Source organism: Arthrobacter sp. 9AX (assembly GCF_902506095.1).
Classification (GTDB): Bacteria; Actinomycetota; Actinomycetes; order Actinomycetales; family Micrococcaceae; genus Arthrobacter.
In genome coordinates this window covers 3,360,533-3,373,061 of the sequence record NZ_LR733293.1, presented here as the reverse complement: position 1 = coordinate 3,373,061, position 12,529 = coordinate 3,360,533, and the positions used below count along the sequence as shown (strand labels likewise).

At 66.8% G+C, this 12,529-nt stretch carries 13 protein-coding genes; 10 read left to right on the top strand and 3 right to left on the bottom strand.

The genetic code is table 11. The features are described 5' to 3' along the window. Positions 1-35: 35 nt before the first annotated feature. The 4 genes from BACI348_RS15585 to BACI348_RS15570 all read left to right on the top strand — a co-directional run bounded on the left by BACI348_RS15585 (position 36) and on the right by BACI348_RS15570 (position 3,742). Positions 36-812: a demethylmenaquinone methyltransferase gene (locus BACI348_RS15585; RefSeq protein ID WP_236557577.1), complete on the top strand. Its 777-nt coding sequence runs from the start codon at positions 36-38 to the stop codon at positions 810-812. A 3-nt stretch (positions 813-815) separates the two neighbouring features. Next, positions 816-2,147 carry a geranylgeranyl reductase family protein gene (locus tag BACI348_RS15580; protein ID WP_159827354.1) on the top strand — a complete coding sequence of 444 codons (1,332 nt, stop codon included), beginning with the start codon at positions 816-818 and terminating at the stop codon, positions 2,145-2,147. Further along, positions 2,144-3,244 carry a polyprenyl synthetase family protein gene (locus BACI348_RS15575; protein ID WP_159827351.1) on the top strand — a complete coding sequence of 367 codons (1,101 nt, stop codon included), beginning with the start codon at positions 2,144-2,146 and terminating at the stop codon, positions 3,242-3,244. Before BACI348_RS15580 ends, BACI348_RS15575 begins: the two co-directional genes overlap by 4 nt. 360 nt (positions 3,245-3,604) lie before the next feature. Continuing rightward, positions 3,605-3,742, top strand: coding sequence for a PDDEXK family nuclease (locus BACI348_RS15570; RefSeq protein ID WP_159827348.1), 138 nt, complete (start codon positions 3,605-3,607; stop codon positions 3,740-3,742). On the opposite strand, the gene BACI348_RS15565 is transcribed toward BACI348_RS15570, so the two are convergent. Both BACI348_RS15565 and BACI348_RS15560 read right to left on the bottom strand, forming a co-directional pair. After that, positions 3,739-4,164: a hypothetical protein gene (locus tag BACI348_RS15565; protein ID WP_159827345.1), complete on the bottom strand. Its 426-nt coding sequence runs from the start codon at positions 4,162-4,164 to the stop codon at positions 3,739-3,741. The two genes, BACI348_RS15570 and BACI348_RS15565, sit on opposite strands and share 4 nt — an antisense overlap. A gap of 13 nt (positions 4,165-4,177) precedes the next feature. Beyond that, positions 4,178-4,846, bottom strand: coding sequence for a trimeric intracellular cation channel family protein (locus BACI348_RS15560; protein ID WP_159827342.1), 669 nt, complete (start codon positions 4,844-4,846; stop codon positions 4,178-4,180). A 60-nt stretch (positions 4,847-4,906) separates the two neighbouring features. On the opposite strand from BACI348_RS15560, the gene BACI348_RS15555 reads away from it, so the two are divergent. The 6 genes from BACI348_RS15555 (at position 4,907) to BACI348_RS15530 (ending at position 12,086) form a co-directional block, all read left to right on the top strand. After that, the gene (locus tag BACI348_RS15555; protein WP_159827339.1) at positions 4,907-5,809 is read left to right on the top strand and encodes a sirohydrochlorin chelatase; all 903 of its coding nucleotides are present in this window, start codon (positions 4,907-4,909) and stop codon (positions 5,807-5,809) included. 54 nt (positions 5,810-5,863) lie between these two features. Further along, the gene (locus tag BACI348_RS15550) at positions 5,864-7,609 is read left to right on the top strand and encodes a nitrite/sulfite reductase (protein ID WP_159827336.1); all 1,746 of its coding nucleotides are present in this window, start codon (positions 5,864-5,866) and stop codon (positions 7,607-7,609) included. Next, positions 7,606-8,406, top strand: coding sequence for a phosphoadenylyl-sulfate reductase (locus BACI348_RS15545; protein ID WP_201298436.1), 801 nt, complete (start codon positions 7,606-7,608; stop codon positions 8,404-8,406). The genes BACI348_RS15550 and BACI348_RS15545 overlap by 4 nt, the downstream gene beginning before the upstream one ends. Continuing rightward, positions 8,403-9,350 carry a sulfate adenylyltransferase subunit CysD gene (gene cysD, locus BACI348_RS15540; RefSeq protein WP_159827333.1) on the top strand — a complete coding sequence of 316 codons (948 nt, stop codon included), beginning with the start codon at positions 8,403-8,405 and terminating at the stop codon, positions 9,348-9,350. The genes BACI348_RS15545 and cysD overlap by 4 nt, the downstream gene beginning before the upstream one ends. Continuing rightward, positions 9,351-10,757 carry a sulfate adenylyltransferase subunit 1 gene (locus BACI348_RS15535; protein WP_159827330.1) on the top strand — a complete coding sequence of 469 codons (1,407 nt, stop codon included), beginning with the start codon at positions 9,351-9,353 and terminating at the stop codon, positions 10,755-10,757. It abuts the gene before it with no gap. A gap of 162 nt (positions 10,758-10,919) precedes the next feature. Next, complete coding sequence (locus tag BACI348_RS15530; RefSeq protein ID WP_159827327.1) at positions 10,920-12,086, top strand: RtcB family protein; 1,167 nt, start codon at positions 10,920-10,922, stop codon at positions 12,084-12,086. A 17-nt stretch (positions 12,087-12,103) separates the two neighbouring features. Here BACI348_RS15530 and BACI348_RS15525 read toward each other — a convergent pair whose 3' ends face one another. Beyond that, a complete protein-coding gene (locus BACI348_RS15525; protein WP_159827324.1) occupies positions 12,104-12,514 on the bottom strand; it encodes an Hpt domain-containing protein in 411 nt (136 codons plus the stop codon). Positions 12,515-12,529 lie beyond the last annotated feature (15 nt).

Below are 12,529 nucleotides of genomic sequence, written 5' to 3'. Positions count from 1 at the left end.
TCCGGACCCACCTGAACATTTGAGACAATGTCATGGTGAACCGAGCATCCTTGGATAAGCGTCCGGACGAAGTAGCCACGATGTTTGACGACGTCGCACCGAAATACGACGTCGTCAACGATGTCCTCTCGATGGGGCAGACCCGCCGCTGGCGCAAGGTTGTGGTGGAGGCCATGGAAGTGTCCAAGGGGCAGCGCGTCCTGGACCTGGCTGCCGGTACCGGCACATCCAGCGAGCCATATGCCGACGCCGGGATTGATGTGGTGGCGTGCGACTTCTCCCTGGGCATGCTCAAGGTGGGCAAGCGCCGCCGCCCGGACATCGACTTCATCGCCGGTGACGCCACCAACCTGCCGTTCGCGGACAACACCTTTGACGCCACCACCATTTCGTTCGGGCTGCGCAACGTTAACGAGCCCAAGAAGGCGCTCCAGGAGATGCTCCGCGTCACCAAGCCCGGCGGGCGCCTGGTCATCGCCGAATTCTCCCAGCCGGTGGTGCCGCTCTGGCGGACCATGTACACCGAATACCTCATGCGCGCCCTGCCGGCCATCGCGGTGAAGGTCGCCTCCAACCCCGACGCCTACGTCTACCTCGCCGAGTCAATCCGCGCCTGGCCGGACCAGGACCACCTGGCCGCCTGGCTGCAGGAGAGCGGCTGGGAGAAGGTCACCTACCGCAACCTCACCGGTGGCATCGTGGCCGTCCACCGCGCGTACAAGCCGGCAGGGCCGGACGCAGGGAACGCCGCTGCCGCCATCGCCGCGCACAAGGGCCCGGTGGCCAAGCTGCGCCGCAACATCACCCGCTGACCTGTGAAGGTACTGATTGTCGGCGCGGGGCCGGCCGGCTCCACCGCCGCGTACTACCTTGCCAGGGCGGGCATCGACGTCACCGTTTTGGAGAAGACGAGCTTCCCGCGGGAGAAGGTCTGCGGCGACGGCCTCACCCCGCGCGCCGTCCGGGAAATCCAGAAACTTGGCCTGCCGCACCCGGAGAACGAGGGCTGGCGCCGCAACAAGGGCCTGCGCCTGATCGCCGGCGGCCGCACCATCGAGCTTCCCTGGCCGGAGGTATCGGACTTCCCGGAGTACGGCCTGATCCGCACCCGGCTCGGTTTCGACGAGGAACTGGCCCGGCATGCCCAGGCCGCCGGTGCGGTGATCCTTGAACGGCACAGCGTCACCGAGGCGCTGCGGAACGCCGACGGCCGGGTTACCGGCGTCCGCGCAGCGCTCCTTGACGAGTCCGGACGCAAGACGGGCCACGCGCACGAGTTCAGGGCCGACGTCGTCCTCGCCGCGGACGGCAACTCCACGCGTACTGCCGTGTCCCTCGGCATCCAGAAGCGCGACGACCGCCCCATCGGTGTGGCCGTCCGGACCTACTTCACTTCGCAGCGCACCAACGATGACTGGATGGAAGGCTGGCTGGAGCTCCCCGGCCGCGACGGCAAACTGCTGCCCGGCTACGGCTGGGTGTTCGGCGTCGGCGACGGCACGTCCAACGTGGGCCTGGGCATCCTGAATTCGTCCAGGGAGTTCGGCAAGCTTGACTACAAGCAGGTCCTGCGCGAATGGACCGCCGGCATGCCCGCGGAGTGGGGCTTCACGCCGGAGAACCAGGTGGGCGAAATCCGCGGGGCCGCGCTGCCTATGGGCTTCAACCGCACGCCGCATTACTCGCCCGGCCTGCTATTGCTTGGTGACGCCGGCGGCATGGTTTCCCCGTTCAACGGCGAGGGCATCTCCTACGCCATGGAGTCCGCACGTTTCGCCGCTGAGTTCATTATCGACGCCTCCTCCCGCTCGGCTTCTTCGGGTGGAACGTACGACGCCGATGCGCACCTTTCGCGGTACGCGGACTACGTCCGGGAGCAGTGGGGGTCGCACTTCACCCTGGGCCGGGCGTTCGCGGCACTGATCGGCAAGCCCGCGGTGATGAAGCTGGCGCTGCGGACCGGGATGCCGATTCCTGTCCTGATGCGCTTCGTGGTCCGGCTCCTCGCCAACCTCACGGACCCCTCAGCCAAGGGCTTCGAGGACCGGGCGATCCGCGTCCTGGAGTCGCTGGTTCCGGCCACATCCAATACACCGTCGGCCTCGAATCAGCGGTATCCGCAACAAAAAGTTAGGGTTAACCCGTGACCAACTCCGCAGACCACAGCTGGACGCACGCCGGGCACGGCCTGCCGGACTCCGAACCCAGCCTCAACACCACCGCCATCGCCACCGGCCTGCAGCTCCCCGCAGGGTTCGCCGCTATCGCCGGGGATGCCGAGCTGGGACCGGCGATCACCAACAACCTGGCCCGGGTGGAGAAGAAGCTCCGCGAAGCCATCGCCAACTCGGATCCGCTGGCTGACGCAACGTCGCGCCACCTGGTGGAAGCCGGCGGCAAGCGCATCCGGCCCCTGCTGACGCTCCTCTGTGCACACCTCGGCGACGCCTCGTTGCCCGCAGTGGTGCAGGCCGCCGTCGTGGTTGAACTGACGCACCTTGCCACCCTGTATCACGACGACGTGATGGACTCCGCGCCGTTCCGCCGTGGTGCACCCACGGCGCATGAGGTGTGGGGCAACTCCGTGGCCGTCCTGACCGGCGACCTGATCTTCGCGCGCGCCTCCATCCTGGTGTCCGAACTTGGCTCACGCGCCCTGGGCATCCAGGCCCGCACGTTCGAGCGGCTGTGCCTTGGCCAGCTGCATGAGACCGTGGGGCCGCGCCCGGATGAGGATCCCGTGGAGCACTACCTTTCCGTGATTGCGGACAAGACCGGGTCCCTGGTTGCTGCTTCCGGACAGCTCGGGGCCATCTTCGCAGGAGCCGATCCCGCGTTCGAGTCCGTGCTGGTGGAGTATGGCGAGAAGGTGGGCGTGGCCTTCCAGCTGGCCGACGACGTCATCGACGTCACCGGCATCAAGGTCAAGTCCGGGAAGTCCCCGGGCACGGACCTGCGCGAAGGCGTTCCCACCTTGCCGGTGCTGCTCCTGCGCAAGGCTGCCCTGGATGGTGACCAGTCCGCCGTCGAACTCCTGAAGCTGATCGACGGCGATCTGACCTCCGACGAAGCCCTGGCCCAAGCTGTTGCAGGCCTGCGCGAGCACCCGGTGACGGCCGAGTCCTGGGTGGTGGCGCGGCAGTGGGCCAACGAAGCCATCGCCGCCCTCGCCCCGCTGCCGGACGGTGTAGTCAAGGAATCGCTGTCCAACTTCGCGGTGGCCGTGGTGGACCGCGCCAGCTGATTCCTGTTTTTGTGGAAGCCCGGCCCCGAAGATGGTGCCGGGCTTCTGCTTTTGTTCTCCGCGCTTAAACGGGACAGCCCCGGTCCGCAGCAACAATACGAGTCATATGTTGCTGTGAACCGAGGCTATCTCTCCGTTCGCATCAGACCCGCCGGAGGCGTTTAGCGGATCCATGAACAGTCTATGACAGTTTTGTCACAAGGCGCAAGTCCCTTGTTACTGGCAGTGTCAAAAGTTTTTACTGCTGAATCTCCCCACCTCTTACCCGGTCCACCGGTGAAAGGCCCGCGGGTTGCCACGACCCGCCGGGAAGCACCGCCATACCTGTTCCGCAGCGGGGGTATCCACACCGAGACGCAGGTGGAATTTCCTGGAATCGGGATCGTGGACTTCCTCCTGGAGGGTTTCCTGATTGTGGAGATCGACGGCGGCACCCAGCTGGAGCCGCGACAGGTCAAGAAGGAGAAAGCCAGAAGCAAGCGGCCAGCGGGAACCTAGTCTTCGTCGTCCTCGAAGGCCCATTCGAACATGTCGAACACGAACTCCGAGAACGTGCCTTCCTCGGACTTCCACTGCCCGCGGGCGTTGTTGCGCCGGTACACAATGGGGTCCGGGACGCCGAGGTCGCCCACCCGGAAGCCCCAGGTGTACTCCTCTTCCTCATCCTCGAGGAACATCAGGAAGCCCTCGTCATCAACTTCGAGCTCGTCCGGGTCCCAGAAGTAGTGGTACGCCTCCATCAGGTCCTCGCAGCCACCAATGGCCAGGTAGAACTCGCGAAGGACCAGCGGAATCTCGAATTGGTGGTCCGCCAGGGCCTTGTCCAGCTCTTCGGCGGACAGGCCGTCCTCTTCCTGCCATTCATCCTCGAGATACTTCGGAACAAGCGCACGGAATTTCTCGAGGAACATGTCAGTCATGCTCATATCCTAGCTAATCCCGGCCCCTCGATTCGCCGCTGTCCGTCCCTGCCCGGTGCCACCCGCGAACGGCGAGTGGAGCCTGCCAGGACCGCCGCCAGGCCAGGACCCGGAACGTGAACACCATGGCGGCGATGACTGCCGCCGTCAGCACGTTGAACACGCCAAACACCCACAGGATGGCTGTCATTGCGGCTCCCAGGAAGGCCGGCAGGGCGTAGATGTCTTTGGGATTGAACAGCTCCGGAACCTCGTTGGCGGTGACATCGCGCAGCAAGCCCCCGCCCACCGCCGTCGTTACGCCCAGGAGCACCGACGCCACCGGATTCAGGCCGGTGGCCAGCGCCTTCAACGTGCCGGTCATGCAGAACAAAGCCAGGCCGCCGGCGTCGAACAGGGTCAGCAGCGAGGTATAGCGCTGGACGCTGGAGAACAGGAAGTACACCAGGACCGTGGCCAGCAGCGGCGGCACGAGGTACGCGGGATTGGTGAAGGCTGCCGGAACAACGGCAAGGATGATGTCGCGGATCACGCCGCCGCCCAGGCCCACCAGTGAAGCCAGCAGCAGAGATCCAACAATGTCGATCTGCTTGCGCGCCGCGAGCAGCGAACCCGAGACAGCGAAGAAGAAGACGCCCAGCAGATCCAGCCACACCGGCACGTTGTCAAAGGCGAAGGTCATTGAGCGTCCCAGTAATTCAAAGAGGGCGGACAGGGCGGCTCCAACGTTACGCTAGCCCCTATGAACAGCCCCATCATGATCGCCTGCGCCCATGGGACGTCCAACACACAGGGCGCTGCGGAGGTCAACGCCCTGCGCGGCGCCATCGCCGCGCTCCGCCCGGGCCTCGACGTCCGCGAAGCCTACGTGGACGTCCAGCAGCCGGACCTGGTGGACGTGGTGGCGGGGCTGCCGGCAGGGGAGTCCGCCGTTGTTGTGCCGCTGCTGCTCAGCGTGGGATACCACGTGAAGGTGGACATCGCGCGGGCCGTGAAGAGCCGGCCCGGCAGTGCTGCCGCCGCCCCGCTGGGTCCGGATCCACGCCTGGCCGCCCTGCTGGACCAACGGCTGCGCGAAGCCGGTGTCACGGACAACGACGTGATCGTCCTCGCCGCTGCCGGTTCGTCCAACCCCAAGGCTGCCGTGAGCGTCGAGGAGCTGCTGGGCCAGCTTCAGGAGCTGCGGTCCAACCGGATGGTGGCCGCCTATGGTGCCTCCGCCAAGCCGTCAGTGCCCGACGCCGTCGCGATGCTTCGCGAGGAACTGGAAGGAGGTGCCGGGGCAGGGGAGTCCGCGGGGGCTGTCGACGTCGGCGGCCGCGTGGTGGTTGCCTCGTACCTCCTGGCGCCGGGCTACTTTCATGACCAGCTCGCCAAGGCAGGGGCCGACGTCGTGACCGAACCACTGCTGCCGTCACCAGCGCTGGCTGAGATCGCCCTCGAACGGTATGACGCCGCTGTCGCGAAGGCCAGCGAAGCCGCCGCCGCGGAGCCCGCCCAGGCACCCGCTGAAGCGCCCGGCCAAGCACCAGCTCAAGGCCCAGCCGGAGCACCCAAGGCTCCCGCAGCGCAACCCAACGATGCACAGGAGGGTGGCTACTTCAAGGCCATACGGCGTTTCGTGACGAAATATTTCCCTAGGTGACTCAACGTTTCCGGGCCTTTGTGACGCTATTCGGCAGGGACCTACAGTCGATGCATGACTGATACAGCTCTAGCCGGAGCGTCCGCGGACAGCGCCGCCCCGAAGCGCCCGGCCCGCCCGTCCCGACCCGCCGCGAAACCGCACGGGCAGTGGAAAGTGGACGGCAAAACGCCCCTGAACGCCAACGAAACCTGGAAACAGGAAGACGACGGCCTTAACGTGCGCGAGCGTATCGAGACCATCTACTCCAAAGAAGGCTTCGACGCCATCCCCGGCCAGGACCTGCACGGCCGGTTCCGCTGGTGGGGCCTGTACACCCAGCGCAAGCCCGGGATCGACGGCGGCAAGACCGCAACCCTTGAGCCGCACGAGCTCGAGGACAAATACTTCATGCTGCGCGTGCGGATCGACGGCGGCGCGCTCACCACCGAGCAACTGCGCGTCATCGGCCAGATCTCCGTGGACTTCGCCCGCGACTCGGCGGACCTCACCGACCGCCAGAACATCCAGCTGCACTGGATCCGGGTGGAGGACATCCCCGAGATCTGGACCCGCCTGGAAGGTGTTGGCCTGTCCACCACCGAAGCCTGCGGCGACGTTCCCCGCGTCATCCTGGGCTCACCCGTGGCCGGCATCGCCAAGGACGAGATCATCGACCCCACGCCGCTCATCGCGGAGCTGGGGGAGCGGTTCATCGGCAACCCGCTGCTGTCCAACCTGCCCCGCAAGTACAAGACCGCGATCACCGGCCACCCCAGCCAGGACGTGGTCCACGAGATCAACGACTTCGCCCTCGTCGGTGTCAAGCACCCCGAACTCGGCATCGGCTACGACCTCTGGGCCGGCGGCGCGCTGTCCACCAACCCGATGCTCGGTAAGCGCCTGGGTGCCTTCGTGAAGCCCGAGCAGGCCGCCGACGTGTGGCTCGGCGTCACCAGCATCTTCCGCGACTACGGCTACCGGCGCATGCGCACCAAGGCGCGCCTGAAGTTCCTGATGGCCGACTGGGGTCCGGAGAAGTTCCGCCAGATCCTCGAGGACGAATACCTGGGGTACAAGCTGGCCGACGGCCCGGCCGCGCCCAAGCCCACCACCCCCGGGGACCACATCGGCGTGCACGAGCAGAAGGACGGCAAGTTCTTCATCGGTGCCACCCCGCTGGCCGGCCGCCTGTCCGGCGCCGCGCTGGTCAAGCTCGCTGACACCCTCGAGGCCCGCGGCTCCTACCGCCTGCGCACCACCCCGCACCAGAAGCTGGTGGTCCTGGACGTCGAGAAGGACCAGGTGGAGCCGCTCGTGGCAGAGCTGGACGCGCTGGGCCTGTCCGCCCGCCCGTCCGTGTTCCGCCGCGGCACCATCGCCTGCACCGGCATCGAGTACTGCAAGCTGGCCATCGTGGAGACGAAGCACACGGCCGCCACCGCCGTGGCCGAGCTGGAACGCCGCCTCGCCGACCTCGCCGAGTCCGGCGAACTGCCGCACGCGCTGTCCCTGCACATCAACGGCTGCCCCAACTCCTGCGCCCGCATCCAGACCGCGGACATCGGACTTAAGGGCATGATGCTGCCAACGCCCGACGGCGACCCCTCCCCGGGTTTCCAGGTCCACCTGGGCGGAGGGCTGGCTTCCAAGGACCGCGAGGAAGCAGGCCTGGGACGCACCGTCCGCGGCCTCAAGGTGTACGTTGACGACCTGCCCGACTACGTGGAGCGTGTAGTCCGCACCTTCGTGGCCCAGCGCGCCGAAGGCCAGACCTTTGCGGAATGGGCCCACGCAGCAGACGAGGAGGCCCTGCAGTGAGTAAGCACGCACTCGGAGTTGACCCGGTAGTTGCGCCGGCCGAGGCAGCGGCGACGGTAGTTGAGCTCGTCGAAACCAAGGCCGCGGAAACCCCCAAGCTCCGTTCCAAGGAAGAACTGAAGGCCCTCGCCGAGGCCGGCGCTGCCGAGCTCGGCTGGGACGCCCCGGCCCGCGATGTGATCGCCTGGGTGGAGCGCAACTTCGATCTTCCTTCGGTGGCCGTCGCCTGCTCCATGGCCGACGCCGTCCTGCCGGCCTTGGTCGCCGACCAGATGCCCGGCGTCGACGTCCTCTTCCTGGAGACCGGCTACCACTTCCCGGAAACCTACGCCACGCGCGACGAGGTGGCCGCGAACCTCCGCGTCAACGTGGTGGACCTGCTGCCCGAAAATACTGTGGAACAGCAGGACCGGCTCCTGGGCAAGGACCTCTTCGCCCGCGATGCGGCCCAGTGCTGCGCCCTGCGCAAAGTGGCTCCGCTGCGCCGCACCCTGTCCGGCTACGAACTCTGGTTCACCGGCGTCCGCCGCGACGAGGCACCCACCCGCACCAACACGCCGCTGGTGACCTGGGACGAGGCCAACGGCCTGGTCAAGGTCAACCCGGTGGCTGCGTGGACGTTCGACCAGTTGGTCCAGTACTCCGATGACAACCTCCTGCCCGTCAACCCGCTGCTTTCCCAGGGCTACCCGTCCATTGGCTGCCAGCCCTGCACCCGCAAGGTAGCGCCCGGAGACGATCCCCGTGCAGGCCGCTGGGCAGGCACCGACAAGACAGAATGCGGACTACACGTATGAGCACTTTCCTAACCGAGGAGACTACCCAGGTGACCGACTCCGCCGTCTCAACCCGACTGAGCAGCCTGGACACCCTCGAGTCCGAGGCCATCCACATCATCCGCGAGGTTGTTGCCGAGTTCGAGAAGCCCGCGCTGCTGTTCTCCGGCGGCAAGGACTCCGTGGTGATGCTGCACCTGGCTACCAAGGCGTTCTGGCCCGGCAAGGTTCCGTTCCCCGTGCTGCACGTGGACACGGGCCACAACTTCCCCGAGGTCATCGAGTTCCGCGACCGCACCGTTGAGCGGCTGGGCCTGAAGCTGGTGGTGGGCTCCGTGCAGGAGTTCATCGACCGCGGTGAGCTCGCCGAGCGTGCCGACGGCACCCGCAACCCGCTGCAGACCGTTCCGCTGCTGGACGCCATCCAGTCCAACAAGTTCGACGCCGTGTTCGGCGGCGGCCGCCGCGACGAGGACAAGGCCCGCGCCAAGGAGCGCATCCTGAGCCTGCGTGACGAGTTCGGCCAGTGGGACCCGCGCAACCAGCGCCCCGAGCTGTGGAACCTGTACAACGGCCGCCACACCGTGGGCCAGCACGTCCGCGCGTTCCCCATCAGCAACTGGACCGAGCTGGACATCTGGCGCTACATCGAGCGCGAGAACATCGAGCTGCCCGGCCTGTACTACGCCCACGAGCGCGAGGTCTTTGCCCGCGACGGCATGTGGCGCGCGGTGGGCGAGGTGTCCCTGCCGCTGCCGCACGAGGAAGTCATCACCAAGACCGTCCGCTACCGCACGGTGGGGGACATGTCCTGCACCGGCGCGGTGGAGTCCGACGCGTACACCGTGTCCGACGTCGTCGTTGAAGTTGCCGCCTCCACCCTGACCGAACGTGGCGCCACCCGTGCAGATGACCGCATCTCCGAGGCCGCCATGGAAGACCGCAAGAAGGACGGGTATTTCTAAATGACCACCGAAGCAGTTCTCCCGGCGGACCTGGAAACAGCCCTGCCCACTACGCTCTTCCGGTTCGCCACCGCAGGATCGGTGGACGACGGGAAGTCCACTTTGGTGGGCCGCCTCCTTCACGATTCCAAGGCCATCCTGGCTGACACGCTCGACGCCGTTGCCCGCACCTCCGCGGACCGCGGGTTCGGCGGGGAAAAGGGCGGCATCGACCTGGCCCTGCTGACCGATGGCCTGCGTGCCGAGCGCGAGCAGGGCATCACCATCGACGTGGCCTACCGCTACTTCGCCACGGACCGCCGCAGCTTCATCCTGGCCGACTGCCCCGGGCACGTTCAGTACACCAAGAACACGGTGACGGGCGCGTCCACGGCGGATGCCGTCGTCGTACTCATTGACGCCCGCAAGGGTGTGCTCGAGCAGACCCGCCGGCACCTGTCCGTGCTGCAGCTGCTGCGGGTGGCGCACGTGATCGTGGCCGTCAACAAGATCGACCTGGTGGACTTCAGCGAGTCCGTGTTCCGCGGGATTGAAGCCGACGTGCAGCAGGTGGGCCGCGAGCTGGGCCTGGGTTCGGACGGAATCACCGACCTCCTGGTGGTCCCGGTGTCCGCGCTGGACGGCGACAACGTGGTGGAGCGCTCGGAGCGCACCCCCTGGTACACCGGTCCCGCGCTGCTGGAGGTCCTCGAGACCCTCCCGGCCGCCGACGAACTCGAAAGCCACCTGGAGAGCTTCCGTTTCCCGGTCCAGCTGGTCATCCGGCCGCAGGGCGCCCTGGCCCCCGACGCCGTGGCCGCCGGCCTGGACGTGGAGGCCTACCGCGACTACCGCGCCTATGCCGGCCAGATCACCGAGGGCTCGGTCAAGGTGGGGGACAAAGTCGCTGTCCTGACCCCCGGCCAGGCTCCCCGCACCACGACGGTCACCGGCATCGACTTCGCCGGAGCCTCGCTGGAGGAAGCGGCCGCCCCGCAGTCCGTAGCCATCCGCCTGGCTGAGGAATTCGACGTCGCCCGCGGTGACACGATCGCCGCCGCCGGCACCGTCCGGGAAGCCTCGGCCGACCTGTACGCATCGCTGTGCTGGCTGTCCCCGAAGCCGCTGCGTGAAGGCGCCAAGGTCCTGGTCAAGCACGGCACCCGCACGGTGCAGGCGCTGGTCCGCAACGTCAACGGCAAGCTGGACCTGGCCACCTTCAAGCTGGAGGCCGCGTCCACCCTGGAACTGAACGATATCGGCCACGCGCAGCTCCGGCTCGCCGCGCCGCTGCCGCTGGAGAACTACCTGCACCACCGCCGCACCGGCGCGTTCCTGGTGATCGATCCGCTGGACGGCAACACGCTGGCCGCCGGCCTGGTCAAGGACCACCCGGGCGACCACGAGGACGAGCGCTACAGCATCTAGTTGTCGCCGGAATCGCCGGAACGCTGCGAAACCGCCGTAAAGTCACGGCGTCCCCGCACCGTTCCGGCGATTTCGCTGTTAACGGCTGCGTTACCGCCCGCCCTCGCCGCAGGGGTTAGCCTTGGATCCACGGTAGTCCTCATCCGGCAGCGGAGGCGGCGCATGGAAACCATCAACAGCAAGCTGCTCAACTGGGCGTCGATCCTGGACCCCCAGACCCGGGAGCAGGCTGTGATGACCGCCGGTTTGCCGTTTATCTACCCGCACCTGGCCCTCATGCCCGACGCCCATCTGGGCAAAGGCGCCACCGTGGGCTCGGTGATTCCCACGCTGCACGCGATCGTCCCCGCGGCGGTGGGCGTGGACATCGGCTGCGGCATGATCGCCGTCCGGACCCAATACTCAGTCAAGGACCTCCCCGAGGACCGGCGGCGGCTGCGCGAGGACATCGAGCGCGCCGTCCCACTCTCCGCCGGCCACAACAACCGAACCGTGCTGCCCACCGCCGGACCGCGGATCGCCGAACTGAAGGCGCTGGCCGCGAAAGCCGGGTTCAATCCGGCCCAGTACGTGGCGAAATGGGAGCTGCAGCTGGGCTCGCTTGGCTCGGGCAACCACTTCATCGAGGTCTGCGCCGACGAAGCCGACGCCGTCTGGCTGTTCCTGCACTCAGGGTCACGCGGCATCGGCAACAAGATCGCCCAGCACCACATCGGCGTCGCCCAGCACGTGTCGCGGAAGAACCAGGTCCGCCTGCCCCACCCTGACCTCGCCTACCTTGACGAAGGCACACCCCAGTTCGATGCGTATATCAAGGAGCTGCGGTGGGCCCAGCAGTTCGCGCTCCTGAACCGTGAGGAAATGATGGACCGCGTCAGCGCACAGTTCGGCCGCTGGGTGGGCGGCCGGGTGCACGAACGCGAACGGATCAACTGCCATCACAACTTCACCCAGCAGGAAACGCATTACGGCAGGTCCGTGTGGGTGTCCCGGAAGGGCGCCATCCAGGCCGGCCCCGGCGACCCGGGACTGATCCCCGGATCCATGGGGACGGCGTCGTACGTGGTGGAAGGCCTGGGCAACCCGGCATCGCTGAACTCCTCCCCGCACGGGGCCGGCCGGGAGTACTCACGCAACGCTGCCCGCAAAACCTTCACCCTGGAGGAGCTGAAGCAGGCCATGCGCGGGATCGAATTCCGGGCGTCGGAGGCATTCATCGACGAAATTCCGGCCGCCTACAAACCTATCGACCAGGTGATGCAGGACGCCGCCGACCTCGTGAAGGTCCGCCACAAGCTGCGGCAATTAATTAACGTCAAAGGCAACTGAAGGCGCTCAGGAGGCGCTCAGCCGAAATCGGGTCTCTTCTGCAGGGCGGCCTGGAGGAGATAGGTGGTCTGCCGGCTGCATTGCTTGATCCTGCGGAGGTGTGCCGCGGCAAGGTGTGGAAGCGCCACAGCGGGATCGGTGTTGAGGATGTCATGGCGCAGGGCCTGCTCCAGGTCGAAGGCCAGGCCGGCGAGCCGCTCGGCCCCCACCATTTGGCAGGACGTCTTGAGGCTGAGGACGGCATCCATGGAGCCCGTGACGTCCCCGGTGGTCAGGGCCTGCCTCAGTTTCTCATTCCGTTCCGGCAGGTACGTGATGAAGTTCTGCACGAACACCTTCCAGACGCCCTCATCGTCGTCGAGTTCTTCCCGCAGCCGCTCCAGCACCGAAGGGTCAAGGAGGGGTGCGTAACCGCTGTTCGGGGTCACCGCCGCCACCCGCAA

Coding starts and splice junctions, on each gene's coding strand:
- BACI348_RS15565 (WP_159827345.1), bottom strand. CDS start 4,164: ATGACTGACATGTTCCTCGAGAAATTCCGTGCGCTTGTTCCGAAGTAT.
- BACI348_RS15560 (WP_159827342.1), bottom strand. CDS start 4,846: ATGACCTTCGCCTTTGACAACGTGCCGGTGTGGCTGGATCTGCTGGGC.
- BACI348_RS15555 (WP_159827339.1), top strand. CDS start 4,907: ATGAACAGCCCCATCATGATCGCCTGCGCCCATGGGACGTCCAACACA.
- BACI348_RS15550 (WP_159827336.1), top strand. CDS start 5,864: ATGACTGATACAGCTCTAGCCGGAGCGTCCGCGGACAGCGCCGCCCCG.
- cysD (WP_159827333.1), top strand. CDS start 8,403: ATGAGCACTTTCCTAACCGAGGAGACTACCCAGGTGACCGACTCCGCC.
- BACI348_RS15535 (WP_159827330.1), top strand. CDS start 9,351: ATGACCACCGAAGCAGTTCTCCCGGCGGACCTGGAAACAGCCCTGCCC.
- BACI348_RS15530 (WP_159827327.1), top strand. CDS start 10,920: ATGGAAACCATCAACAGCAAGCTGCTCAACTGGGCGTCGATCCTGGAC.